This window comes from Brotonthovivens ammoniilytica, assembly GCF_025566885.1.
In the GTDB taxonomy this organism is placed as follows: Bacteria; Bacillota; Clostridia; order Lachnospirales; family Lachnospiraceae; genus Brotonthovivens; species Brotonthovivens ammoniilytica.
Map to the genome: position 1 here is coordinate 20,610 of NZ_JAOQJQ010000009.1, position 13,088 is coordinate 33,697.

Genomic DNA, 13,088 nt, shown 5'->3' on the forward strand with positions numbered 1-13,088 from the left:
ACTCTATGCGCATAACTCATTTTTGTGAAAAATCTATTAAATGGGATTAAAGTCATGGACTTTTCTATTTTACTGTTGTATAATGTCGATTGTTTATAGTTTGAAACATATTAACATTATAATAGGAAATAACAGGTGAAATTATGGAAAATTTAAAACTGCATAAGCTTGGTATAGACATCGGTTCTACTACTGTAAAAATTGCAATTTTAGATGATACTAACACAATCTTATTCTCGGATTATGAAAGACATTTCGCAAATATCCGCGAAACATTATCCGATTTATTAAACAAAGCCCATAAAAAACTGGGTAATATTAAAATTGCTCCGATGATTACAGGTTCCGGCGGTCTGACTTTAGCCAACCATCTGGAAGTACCTTTTGTACAGGAGGTTATTTCTGTATCTACAGCACTTCAAAATTATGCGCCCAAAACGGACGTTGCCATTGAGCTTGGGGGCGAGGATGCCAAAATCATCTATTTTGAAGGCGGTAATGTAGAGCAGCGGATGAATGGCATCTGTGCCGGAGGGACCGGTTCTTTTATTGACCAGATGGCATCTTTAATTCAGACAGACGCCAGCGGCTTAAATGAATATGCAAAAAATTACAAGGCTCTTTATCCCATTGCTGCCCGCTGCGGGGTATTTGCAAAATCAGATATTCAGCCATTGATCAATGAAGGCGCCACCCGGGAAGACTTATCTGCTTCCATTTTCCAGGCAGTTGTAAACCAGACCATCAGTGGTCTGGCCTGCGGCAAGCCCATCCGGGGACATGTAGCCTTTTTAGGCGGTCCTCTGCACTTCCTTTCAGAACTGAAAGAAGCTTTTATCCGTACACTGAAATTGGATGATGAACATATTATTGCACCGGATAACTCTCATTTATTTGCAGCAATCGGATCTGCTTTAAACTATAAAGAAGACGTACAGATTCAGCTGGATGATATGCTTAAAAAGCTTTCTTCTGACATACATATGGAATTTGAAGTAGAACGTATGGATCCGCTGTTTCAGACCGATTCTGATTATGAAGAGTTTACATCCCGCCATAACGGACACTGCGTAACAAGAAGTGATCTTTCCTCCTATGAAGGAAACTGCTATCTGGGCATTGACGCCGGTTCTACCACAACGAAGGTAGCCCTTGTGGCAGAAGACGGTTCTCTTTTGTACTCCTTCTACAGCAGCAACAACGGAAGTCCTCTTGCAACTTCCTTAAAATCCATAAAGGAGATTTATTCTCTTTTACCAGAAAAAGCCCGCATTGTGTATTCCTGTTCCACAGGATACGGAGAAGCCCTGATTAAAGCGGCTCTGATGCTGGATGAAGGGGAGGTTGAAACCATTGCCCACTATACGGCGGCGGCTTTCTTTAATCCTGAGGTAGACTGCATCCTTGATATCGGCGGCCAGGATATGAAATGCATTAAGATCAAAGACCAGACCGTTGACAGCGTTCAGTTAAATGAAGCATGTTCCTCCGGCTGTGGTTCTTTCATTGAGACATTTGCCAAATCCTTAAACTACAGTGTGGAAAATTTTGCAAAGGAAGCCCTTTTTGCGAAAAATCCCATTGACCTTGGAACCAGATGTACTGTTTTTATGAACTCCAAGGTAAAACAGGCACAGAAGGAAGGAGCCTCTGTTGCAGATATTTCAGCAGGCCTTGCCTACTCTGTTATTAAAAACGCACTGTTTAAAGTTATTAAACTGTCAGATCCTTCGGAGCTGGGCAGCAATATTGTTGTGCAGGGCGGTACTTTCTACAACGACGCAGTACTCAGAAGCTTTGAGACAATCTCCGGCTGTCAGGCCATCCGGCCGGACATTGCGGGAATCATGGGAGCCTTTGGCGCCGCTCTGATTGCCAGAGAACGTTTTGAAGAGGGACATCAGACCCAGATGCTTACCATTGATCAGATCAATGATCTAACCTTTGAGACAAAGCTTGCAAGATGCGGCGGCTGTACCAACAACTGTCTTTTGACCATTAATAAATTTTCCGGCAACCGTCAGTATATTACCGGCAACCGCTGTGAAAAGGGAATTGGAAAAGAAAAAAATAAAGAGCAGATTCCAAATCTGTTTGAATATAAATATAACCGGATTTTTAACTATGAACCGCTGTCTGAATCGGAAGCGGTACGCGGCACTATGGGAATGCCCCGTGTTCTGAATATGTATGAAAACTTCCCCTTCTGGGCTGTTTTCTTCCAGAAGCTTGGTTTCCGGCTGGTGCTCTCTCCTACTTCCACCAGAAGCATTTATGAGCTTGGCATTGAATCTATTCCAAGTGAATCGGAATGCTATCCGGCAAAACTGGCCCACGGACATATTTCCTGGCTGATCAAAGAGGGCATCGAGACAATTTTTTATCCGTGTATCCCATACGAGCGAAACGAGTTTGAAGAGGCAAATAATCATTATAACTGCCCCATCGTTACTTCTTATGCGGAAAACATTAAAAACAATGTGGATGAAATCACCAGCGGGCAGGTAAAGCTGTTAAATCCGTTTATGTCTTTTGCGTCTTTAGAAACACTGACAGAACGGCTGACAGAAGAATTTGCAAAGGAGTATCAGATTCCCGCCGGGGAAGTAGCTGCCGCTGCCGCTGCCGGCTGGGAGGAACTGGCCGCTGCCCGGGAGGATATGCGCAAAAAAGGAGAAGAGACCTTAAAATATCTGGAAGAAACCGGAAAACGGGGAATTGTTCTTGCCGGACGTCCGTACCATATTGATCCGGAAATCAACCACGGAATTCCGGAACTGATTACCTCTTACGGCTTTGCAGTGCTGACTGAGGACTCTATCTCTCATTTAAAACAGGTGGAGCGCCCGCTGATTGTTATGGACCAGTGGATGTACCACTCCCGGTTATATGCCGCCGCAAACTATGTAAAAACCACAGACAATCTGGATTTAATTCAGTTAAATTCCTTTGGCTGCGGACTGGATGCCGTTACTACAGACTGTGTCAGCGACATTCTCACAAACTCAGGGAAAATCTATACCTGTTTAAAAATTGATGAGGTCAATAACCTGGGGGCTGCCCGCATTCGTATCCGTTCACTGATTTCAGCCATCCGGGTACGGGAAAAACATCCAAAGGAGCGCTGTATTGCTCCCGCAAACCATAATCGGGTGATCTTCACCGAAGAAATGCGGGAAAACTACACTATTATCGCTCCCCAGATGTCACCAATGCACTTTGAGCTGCTGCAGCCGGCTTTCCAGGCTGCCGGATATAATCTAGAGGTGCTGGATAATGATAACAAATCCGCCGTTAATATCGGTTTGAAATTTGTAAATAACGACGCCTGCTACCCTTCTTTGATTGTAGTGGGACAGATTATGGAAGCAGTAACTTCCGGCCGATACAATCCGGATAAGCTGGCCATTATGGTATCCCAGACCGGGGGCGGCTGTCGTGCCTCCAACTATATCGGCTTTGTGCGCCGTGCACTGGAAAAGGCCGGTTATCCTCAGATTCCGGTTATTTCCTTAAACTTAAGCAGTCTGGAATCCAATCCCGGATTTAAGTTTACACTGCCCCTGATTCAGAAAGGATTATACTGCCTTGTATTCGGTGATATTTTCATGCGCTGTGTATACGCCACAAGACCATATGAGGCCGTTTCAGGGTCCACAAACGCTCTTCACGAGAAATGGAAAAAGACTATTATTGAATGGATTACCAGTAAGAAATTCCTTTCCCACAGAAAGTTCAAGCGCTTCTGCCGTGAAATCATCCGTGATTTCGATCAACTGGAGCGTCTGGACATTCAAAAACCAAAGGTTGGTGTTGTAGGTGAGATTTTGGTAAAATTCCTTCCTATGGCCAACAATTATCTTGTAGACCTGTTAGAAGCGGAAGGCGCCGAAGCCGTTGTTCCGGACTTATTAGACTTCTTCCTCTACTGCTTCTACAATAACAATTTCAAAGCGGAAAAGCTTGGCATGAATAAATCCTCAGCCCGCAAATCAAATCTTGGTATCTGGGCTCTGGAAAAACTGCGGGGAGCCGCAAGAAAAGCCTTCGTGGAAAGTAAACACTTTACACCTCCCGCAAGTATTTATGATACAGCCAAGTACGCAGAAACTATTGTTTCTCACGGAAACCAGACCGGTGAGGGATGGTTTTTAACAGGGGAAATGCTGGAACTGATTCACTCCGGCACAAACAATATTGTCTGCACCCAGCCCTTTGGCTGTCTGCCAAACCACATTGTGGGCAAGGGTGTAATCAAAGAGCTGCGGCATCAGTATCCAATGTCCAACATTGTTGCCATTGACTTTGATCCGGGCGCAAGTGAAGTAAACCAGTTAAACCGTATTAAACTGATGCTGTCCACAGCTCAGAAAAATCTGAACAAGGAATTGTCAGCATCATCATAAACTGCAAAAAAAAGAATCCTTATCCTGTTTTTACACAGAATGAGGATTCTTTTTTATATCATAGAATCGTTACTCCTGAGACAATTTTCTTTTATACTGGAATTTATCCAGAAATACTGCTACAGGATCTCTTGACAGCACCCAGGTTATCAGCACAGAAAGCAAAATGCTCCATACAATCGTGTTTTCCATTTTACCGGAAAACCCTGGAATTTCCCGAAGAATAATGATAACAATACTGTGAAACAGATAAATTCCAAGGGTATTTCTCCCGATTTTCGTAAGAAATCCGATTCTTCTTTTGGGCATCAAAATCAAAAACACAAACAGCCAGATGTATGCCAGCACGTAAGTAAGGAGTTTAATCCACGGAGTAAGGCCTGTCCCAATATAAGAGTCCGTTCCATACAGCCAGTCCTTGTGCCATAAATCACGAGTCTGCCAGAACAGCAGCAGCATCCCGGCTACAAGGGCTGCGGCGGCAATTTTTCTGCCAGCCATCTCCCGGCTTTTGATCTTTTTTCTGTTTTTTAAGTAGTTGTCGATATTTCCGTTAATTTTCCCATAATATCCAGTGAGGTAAAAAGGCAGGAAGGTCACTACCCTGTTTGCCGCAAGAAAATTATCCGTGTTTGTGCTGTAGCTGATGAGCATCCCCATGGCAAAGGCAATCACCAGATTGCGGATCTGCTTTTTGGGATCATCCGTATCAAAGGTAGGAAGTAATATGTTGTAAAGAATCAGCGCCAGCAGATACCACAGCGTCCACAGGGGGAAAAACAGCTGAAACTCAAAGGCCGCCTCCGATGGATGTTTTACAAAGTCGATCATATACTGAACCGCCTCCTGAAGCACCTGAAAGATAAGATATAAGATCAGAAGACGTGCAATCACTTTTTTGGGATCCGGTTTTGCAAAATATCCGGATACAAACAGAAAAACAGGCATATGAAAGCTGAAAATCATCAGATACAGCCAGCGGGCAAGACTGCCCTCTCCGCCGAAATTGCTTAATACATGCCCAAGAACCACCAGAAAAATCAGCATTGCCTTCATATTATCAAAGTAAGCATTTCTCTTTTTTATCATTACAGCCATCCGCCTCCGGTTTTACCAAAGTTTTAATAATTGAATTATCCTCCGAAATACTCTGTATTTAACAGTCTCCAGTTCCCGGGCCGCACACTTTAACTCTTTTCTGATTTCAATTCCCTGGGGACAGTGAATTTCACACTTTCCGCATTCTACACACAAAGACGCGCTTGTTGGAGTATGCCGCATAATGGTGCACTGCATATATCCTTTTCTGGCTGCGGTTCTGCTTTCACTGTAAATCAGATTATAGGAGGAAAATGCCATGGGAATATCCACGCCCTTTGGACAGGGCATACAATACCCGCATCCGGTGCATCCCACTTTCATGCTGGAGTTAATTTCCCTTTTAATGTCTTCTATAAATGCTTGATCTGCCTGACTGAAACTTCCCGGGCGGGCATCTGAGGCAACCTTTAAGTTTTCCTTTATCATCTCTATAGAATTCATTCCGGATAACACAGTGGTGACCTGGGGCTGGTCAAAAAGCCACCGAAGGGCCCACTCTGCGGCCGACCGCCCCGAAGGATGCAGTGCGATTTTCTCCTTTGCCTTTTCCGGCAGCAGATTTACCAGTTTACCTCCCCGCAGAGGCTCCATAATCATCACAGGAAGCCCTTTTTCTGAAGCATACATAAGCCCCCGTCTGCCGGCCTGACTGTGTTCATCTAAATAATTATACTGTATCATGCAGAAATCCCAGGGATAGGCATCCACAAGCTCACAGAACTTCTCTGTACTCCCGTGATAGGAAAATCCAATATTCCGAATCTGTCCTTTTTCCAGCTTTTCCTGTATCCACTCCTCAATTCCAAGACCTTTTAATTTCTCCCAGGTTTTTAAATCTGTAAGCATATGCATCAGATAGTAATCAATATAGGTGGTGCGCAGCCGCTTTAACTGCTCCTGAAAGGTTTTCTCAAGTCCGGCTTTTGATTTAATCAGATAGTGTGGAAGCTTATCTGCAATATATATCTGCTCCCGGCAGTGGTTTCTCTCAAAAATCACGCCTAAAGCATCCTCACTGCCGCTGTATATGTATGCAGTATCAAAATAATTAATACCGCCCTTTACTGCTTCCATGACTTCTGCTTCCGCTTTATCAATATCTATTTTTCCATTCTTCTTTGCAAAACGCATACATCCGTATGCCAGCACAGAAACCGGGTCTGCATGTTTATCATATCTATACTGCATAAAATTCTCCTGATTTTCCCTGATCTATGTTTTTGGGTTCCCTGTTAGTTTAATATGTTTTACTTTGTTTCGCAAGAATAATGTATGACGCTCTTTCTAAGCTTCATCGTCTGTTGGTTATAAAATTTTCTTTTTTGTTAGCACTCATTCAAAAAGAGTGCTGATTTTCTATTGACTTTTATTTTTAGACGTATTATAGTTTTTATTAGTAAAAAAACAAAAGGTAAATCAAAATTATTTTTTATAAGGAGTGATAACTAATGAGCAGCAAACATGGAAATCTTTCTATTAACAGTGACAATATTTTTCCTATTATTAAAAAATGGCTGTATTCCGATCATGATATTTTCTACAGAGAACTGATCTCAAACGGCTGTGATGCAATTACAAAACTAAAAAAACTGGATATGATGGGGGAATATTCCCTGCCGGAAGATTATAAGCCAAAGATTCAGGTGCTGGTAAATCCGGAAGAAAAAACACTGAAATTTATTGATAACGGACTTGGCATGACTGCTGATGAGGTGGAAGAATACATTAATCAGATCGCTTTTTCCGGAGCTTCTGATTTTCTGGAAAAATATAAAGATAAAGCAAATGAAGATCAGATTATCGGTCATTTCGGACTTGGCTTTTATTCTGCTTTCATGGTAGCTGATGAGGTTCATATTGATTCCCTTTCCTATAAAGACGGCGCTGAGGCTGTTCACTGGGAATGCGACGGCGGCACTGAATTTGATATGTCTGACGGCAGTAAGGAAACTGTTGGTACTGAGATCACACTGTTTTTAAATGAAGACTGCCTTGAATTTGCAAACGAATACCGGGCAAGAGAGGTCATTACAAAATACTGCTCTTTTATGCCTACAGAAATTTATCTTGCAAAAGAGAATGCAGCGCCGGAATACGAAACAATTCCTTCTGATGAAGTAAAAGAAACAGATACCGTTGTAGAAACAATTATTGAAGAAGCCAAAACAGAAGAAAAAGAAAATGAAAACGGTGAAAAGGAAGTTGTTGAGGTTTCCCCCCGTCAGGAAAAAACAAAGATCATCAAACGTCCGGTTCCTTTAAATGACATTCACCCGCTGTGGACCAAACATCCCAACGAGTGCACCGATGAAGAATACAAAACCTTCTACCGAAACGTATTTCATGATTATAAAGAACCGCTTTTCTGGATTCACTTAAACATGGATTATCCCTTTAATCTGAAAGGTATTTTATACTTCCCGAAAATCAATACGGAATACGATTCCATCGAAGGAACCATTAAGCTTTACAACAACCAGGTATTTATCGCCGATAATATTAAAGAAGTGATTCCGGAATTTCTGATGCTGTTAAAAGGCGTGATCGACTGCCCGGATCTGCCGCTAAATGTTTCTAGAAGTGCCCTTCAAAATGACGGTTTTGTGAAAAAAATCTCTGATTATATTACTAAAAAAGTGGCAGACAAGCTCACTGGAATGTGTAAAACCGATAAAGAAAATTATGAAAAATACTGGGATGATATCAGTCCGTTTATTAAATTCGGCTGTCTGAAAGATGAAAAGTTCTGTGACAAAATGAATGACTCCATTCTTTTCAAAAATCTTGATGACAAATATCTCACACTTCCGGAAATCTTAAAGGCAAAAGAAGAAGCCAACGATCACACATCAGACGCAGATGCTGCTGATACCGATACAGCAGAAAATCCGGAAGAACAAAAGGATAACCGGGAAACCATTTACTATGTTACAGACCCCGCACAGCAGGGACAGTACATTAAAATGTTTAAAGAACAGGGTATGGATGCTGTTATTTTAAATCACAACATCGACACCTCCTTTATCTCACAGTTAGAACAGCGGAATCAGAATTACAAATTCATGAGAATTGATGCCGATGTAACCGATGCTCTGAAAGAGGATGTTTCTGAGGAAGAATTAAAAGATGCTTTAGACAGCCTTACTGCTACCTTTAAAAAGGCTTTAAACAAAGAGAACCTGGAAGTCAAGGTAGAAAAACTGAAAGATACTTCTATTGCTTCTGTGATTACAGTCAGCGAAGAGAGCAGACGTATGCAGGATATGATGAAAATGTACAATATGTACGGTATGGATCCTTCTATGTTCGGCTCTAATGAAACTCTGACCCTGAATGTAAGCAACCCTCTTGTAACCTACATTTTAGAGCATGGCGATTCTGAGCAGGTTCCCGTATTCTGCGAACAGATTTACGATCTTGCCAAACTCTCTAACCATCCGCTGACACCGGAAGAAATGAGCAGATTTGTAGAAAGAAGCAATGAGATTATGATGCTTCTGGCCAAATAATAATAAAAAATAATTCCAGGATCCGGCAGAAAATTTTAAAGGTATCCCAAACAAAGGGCAAAGCCAAAAACGGCTTTGCCCTTTTGCAGCTAGACATATTTTATAATTCTGTCCATGCTGCATGATGATTGCTGCTGGTAAGACATGCCTGTATAAATTTCACTCCTTCTGCTCCCATAGCAAGATCCGGAAAATCCATATCCTCATCTGTTATTTCTTCCCCATTGATCTTTTTCAGCAGGGTATTTTGAAAGGCAGCATAAATATTTGCAAATGCCATCGTAAGCCCTTCCGGATGTCCTGACGGCAGATGGCTTCTCTTTGCAGCTGTGCCGGTGACACAATTACTTCCCCGGGTATAAATCTGAACAGGACCTCCCTTTTTCGTAACCTTCAACAAATCCGGCTCTTCCTGCACCCATTCAATGGCTCCCTCTGAGCCAAAGATACGTACCGCAAGACCATTATAATGACCACAGCACACCTGTGAACAGTGGTAGACTCCATGTACGCCATGTTCCAGCTCCACTAAGATTCCCGCATTCAAATCCAGGGCTTTTCCAAAGGTATCTAAAACTGCCGCTGCTTTTTTGGTTTTCAGTCCTGTCATATAGGAAACTACAGCCTCAATATGGATTCCAATATCTCCGACACAATTGCTTTTCCCGGAATATTCAGGATTCATGCGCCACACACTCAGGTTCTTTTTCCCGGCTTCTTCCGGCTCTTCCTTTAGTTCATCCAGCAGCCAGTCCTGAAGATATTCCGCATTTACGCTGACTACTTTTCCAATGTATCCTTGTCCAATAAGCTCCCGGGCAAATTTTACCATGGCATATCCGGTGTATGTGTAAGTAACTGCAAATAAAACTTTGTGTTTCTCTGCAAGTTCCTTTAGTTCCTCCGCCTGGCTGATTTCAAAACACAACGGCTTTTCACATACCACATGAATACCGGCTTCTATAAATGTTTTGGCTATCTCATAGTGCAGAAAGTTAGGCGTACAGATGCAGACAAAGTCAATCTTATCTTCCCTTCTGCTTTCCTTTTCTGCCATCTCTTTATAATCCTTATAGATCCGCTCTTCCTGCAGGCCGTAAAACTGTCCAGTTTTTTGATTCTGTTCCCAGCGGCTGTCAAAACAGCCGGCTTTTAAAACAGCCCTCTCCTCTATGGCGATTGCTCTTCTGTGTACGCCTCCTATAAAAGCTCCAAGGCTTCCGCCCACCTGTCCGTACCGCAGTTTTTCCCGTTTCATAGTCTTCTCCTTTTTCATTCATGATTCTTTAATTTGCTATAGATGCATCAAAGGCTATAGATGAGGGAGGAAAGTTTATTTTTTTCACATAAGCTGCAGCTTCAGTGGCTCCGTAAACCCGGTCCATACCGGAATCTTCCCATTCCACAGACAAAGGGCCGTCATATCCGATATCATTTAAAACCCTGATGATCTCCTCAAACTTCACATCACCATGGCCCAGTGACCTGAAATTCCATCCTCTTTTGGCACTGCCAAAATCAATATGGGAACCTAGAATACCGCTTCTTCCATCCAGTGTTACCGCAGCATCTTTCATATGTACATGGTAAATTTTTTCCGAAAAATCCCGCAAAAACAATTCCGGCTTTATCCCCTGCCAGATCAGATGACTGGGATCAAAGTTCAGTCCGAAACAATCAAAAGGACGCATAATTTCCAGCAGACGTTTCGTAGAATAATAATCAAATGCAATTTCTCCCGGATGTACTTCCAGAGCAAATTTTATACCATTTTCCTGAAATTCCGTTAATATAGGCGCCCACAAATCATAAATTTCCCGGTAGCCCTTTTCTATCATCTCTTCTGTTGTCTGAGGAAATGAATAGAAATATTTCCAAATAGGAGAACCGGTAAAACCGGTTACAACAGAACACCCCAGTTTTTTAGCCGCCAGGGCCGACGCCTTCATGGTCCCAACTGCCCAGGCCCGGATTTTGTCCGGCTGGTCTGCAAGTTCTGCCGGCGCAAAGTTATTTAATCTCGGATCATGATCATCCCCTACACACTGCCCTATGATGTGAGCGGCAAGGGCCCTGCACTCCAGTCCGTATTGAGCCAGCAGGCTCTTTACTTCATCAATATAGCTGTCATCTTCTGCCGCCCGTTTTACATCCAGATGTTTCCCCCAGCAGGCCAGCTCCACCCCTTCATATCCCATCTCTTTGGCCAGCCGAAACATTTCCTCTAATTCCAGATCAGCCCACTGGCTGGTCATTAACGTTACGATTCTTCCCATGAAACTCTCCTTTCACCACTGAACTTTTATTTGCCGCAGACTTTTTCTGGCATCTGCCTCACTGCAGATCACATAAATTTCTGATACATTTCATACAGCTTCATAAGTCCTTCTCTTGGAGTGACAACAGGGGTATATTCAATTCCAACTGCTCCGTTATACCCGCCTTCTGAAACCCTCCTTAAAATTTCCGGATAATTAAGCTCTCCCATATAAGGCTCGTTCCTGCCCGGATTTCCCGCACAGTGCAGATGGGAAATAAGATCCAGATTATTTAAAATAGTTCTTGTCACATCCCCTTCCATCACCTGCATATGATAAATATCATACAATACCCGGACTGCCGGATGATTGATTCTTCTCACCATTTCAAAGCTTTCTTTGGAACTCCACAGCCCGGTCTTTGGATGATTTACCTTTTTATTAATGGGTTCTATCAGCATCTGCATCCCGGTCTTCTCAAACATGGGAATCATTTCGATACATCCACGCTCAATATTCTTAAGCTGTTCCCCGTGATCAATTCCCTGAATATCATCCCCTGCCGCTACAATAATTTTTTTACATCCCAGAGCAGATGCCTGCCTGATTTTTCCCTCCATAGCTTTTATAAAATCATTCTTTTTTTCTGCCTCCGTAAGATTTATGAAATCTGACAGCATCAGTTCTACACCCAGTCCAGTCTGCTTTTGGGCCTCAACCAACGCATCCAGACTTTTATTCTGCATAAAACAGATTTCAATCTGTTCAAACCCGATTTCCCGGATTTCGTACATTGCCTTTACATAGTCTTCTCCTTCATATACAAAATCCAGATTAACTGAAAATCTCACCCACTCTTCTCCTTTCCATATCCGGAACTGTTATTGATAAATCGGAAACAGCTCACGGCTGATGTAATATTTTGACAGCAGCATAGTTGCCATAGGATCCGGTGTTCCGTCAGTCTCAAGGCTCATAAAGCCTTCATACCGATACTTCTTTAACAGCTTCCACAGGCCTTTAAAGTCAATATCTCCTGCCCCAAGCTCCCAGAACCACCGGTCCCCGGAATCTTGAAACTCTGCTCCTGCACAAAACCGCATTTCATCCTCTGCTCCCAGCCGGTTCGTATCTTTCAAATGAAAAAATTTCACAAAATCATGATACTTATCATAAAAATCCACTACATCAAATCCAAGAATCCCCACCTGGGCGGTATCCAGACAAAAGCCTGTCACCTTATGATCAAGCAGCTCTATATAGCGTTCCAGATCATATTTATTAATGGCACACCAGAACTCCGAATGTACACATGGAATAATATCCATCTGACTGCAGTGTTTTCCAAATTCATTCATCAGACCTGCCGCATGTTTTAACTGTTCCGCTGAAAGGGGGCCGTTCCCGAAATAACCACTGCATGGCATCACTGTCATCCGATGTCCTCCCAGTTTTTTCGTAAATTCAGCCATGGACAATAAATGATTCATGGTTTTCTCATAGCATTCCGGTCTATGGGAATCCATCGCTATGGCAAAGGTGGCGGTAATCTCTTCAATTCCCCGTTCCCTGGCAAAAGCCGCGAAATTTTCTCCGGTTTCAAAAAACTGCTCAATGTAGGGCTTCATATGAAACATCAGCTCCACCCCGGTAAAACCGGCGCCCACGTGGTATTTAAGAATCTGATCCCAGTCCAGGTAATACACACTGTTTCCAAAATCCCCCTGATACCATTCCTTCCAGTGATTCAGCTTTGGAAACGGAACCTTCAGTCCCCACATATTTGTCTGGTAAGATAGTTTTATATGTTCCAT

General features: G+C 42.7%; 8 protein-coding genes. 2 read left to right on the forward strand and 6 right to left on the reverse strand.

The window, feature by feature from the left end; genetic code table 11:
- Window positions 1–143: 143 nt before the first annotated feature.
- Window positions 144–4,406: a 2-hydroxyacyl-CoA dehydratase gene (locus OCV88_RS15120; protein WP_158426278.1), complete on the forward strand. Its 4,263-nt coding sequence runs from the start codon at window positions 144–146 to the stop codon at window positions 4,404–4,406.
- A gap of 69 nt (window positions 4,407–4,475) precedes the next feature.
- On the opposite strand, the gene OCV88_RS15125 is transcribed toward OCV88_RS15120, so the two are convergent.
- Together OCV88_RS15125 and OCV88_RS15130 are read right to left on the reverse strand one after the other, a co-directional pair.
- A complete protein-coding gene (locus tag OCV88_RS15125) occupies window positions 4,476–5,495 on the reverse strand; it encodes an acyltransferase family protein (protein WP_262591462.1) in 1,020 nt (339 codons plus the stop codon).
- A gap of 21 nt (window positions 5,496–5,516) precedes the next feature.
- Window positions 5,517–6,695, reverse strand: coding sequence for an aldo/keto reductase (locus OCV88_RS15130; protein ID WP_158426280.1), 1,179 nt, complete (start codon window positions 6,693–6,695; stop codon window positions 5,517–5,519).
- Between the two features lie 260 nt (window positions 6,696–6,955).
- On the opposite strand from OCV88_RS15130, the gene htpG reads away from it, so the two are divergent.
- The gene (htpG, locus tag OCV88_RS15135) at window positions 6,956–9,016 is read left to right on the forward strand and encodes a molecular chaperone HtpG (protein WP_158426281.1); all 2,061 of its coding nucleotides are present in this window, start codon (window positions 6,956–6,958) and stop codon (window positions 9,014–9,016) included.
- 100 nt (window positions 9,017–9,116) lie between these two features.
- Here htpG and OCV88_RS15140 read toward each other — a convergent pair whose 3' ends face one another.
- The 4 genes from OCV88_RS15140 to OCV88_RS15155 all read right to left on the reverse strand — a co-directional run bounded on the left by OCV88_RS15140 (window position 9,117) and on the right by OCV88_RS15155 (window position 13,088).
- Window positions 9,117–10,274: a Gfo/Idh/MocA family protein gene (locus OCV88_RS15140; RefSeq protein ID WP_158426282.1), complete on the reverse strand. Its 1,158-nt coding sequence runs from the start codon at window positions 10,272–10,274 to the stop codon at window positions 9,117–9,119.
- A 28-nt stretch (window positions 10,275–10,302) separates the two neighbouring features.
- Window positions 10,303–11,292, reverse strand: coding sequence for a sugar phosphate isomerase/epimerase family protein (locus OCV88_RS15145; protein ID WP_158426283.1), 990 nt, complete (start codon window positions 11,290–11,292; stop codon window positions 10,303–10,305).
- 68 nt (window positions 11,293–11,360) lie between these two features.
- Window positions 11,361–12,125 (reverse strand): TIM barrel protein, encoded by a 765-nt coding sequence (locus tag OCV88_RS15150; protein ID WP_158426284.1) that lies wholly within the window; start codon window positions 12,123–12,125, stop codon window positions 11,361–11,363.
- A 30-nt stretch (window positions 12,126–12,155) separates the two neighbouring features.
- Window positions 12,156–13,088, reverse strand: a complete 933-nt coding sequence (locus OCV88_RS15155; protein WP_262591464.1) for a sugar phosphate isomerase/epimerase family protein — start codon at window positions 13,086–13,088, stop codon at window positions 12,156–12,158.

Excerpts from the sequence above, each read along its gene's own strand:
- OCV88_RS15120 (WP_158426278.1), top strand. The coding sequence starts at position 144 with ATGGAAAATTTAAAACTGCATAAGCTTGGTATAGACATCGGTTCTACT.
- OCV88_RS15125 (WP_262591462.1), bottom strand. The coding sequence starts at position 5,495 with ATGATAAAAAAGAGAAATGCTTACTTTGATAATATGAAGGCAATGCTG.
- OCV88_RS15130 (WP_158426280.1), bottom strand. The coding sequence starts at position 6,695 with ATGCAGTATAGATATGATAAACATGCAGACCCGGTTTCTGTGCTGGCA.
- htpG (WP_158426281.1), top strand. The coding sequence starts at position 6,956 with ATGAGCAGCAAACATGGAAATCTTTCTATTAACAGTGACAATATTTTT.
- OCV88_RS15140 (WP_158426282.1), bottom strand. The coding sequence starts at position 10,274 with ATGAAACGGGAAAAACTGCGGTACGGACAGGTGGGCGGAAGCCTTGGA.
- OCV88_RS15145 (WP_158426283.1), bottom strand. The coding sequence starts at position 11,292 with ATGGGAAGAATCGTAACGTTAATGACCAGCCAGTGGGCTGATCTGGAA.
- OCV88_RS15155 (WP_262591464.1), bottom strand. The coding sequence starts at position 13,088 with ATGGAACATATAAAACTATCTTACCAGACAAATATGTGGGGACTGAAG.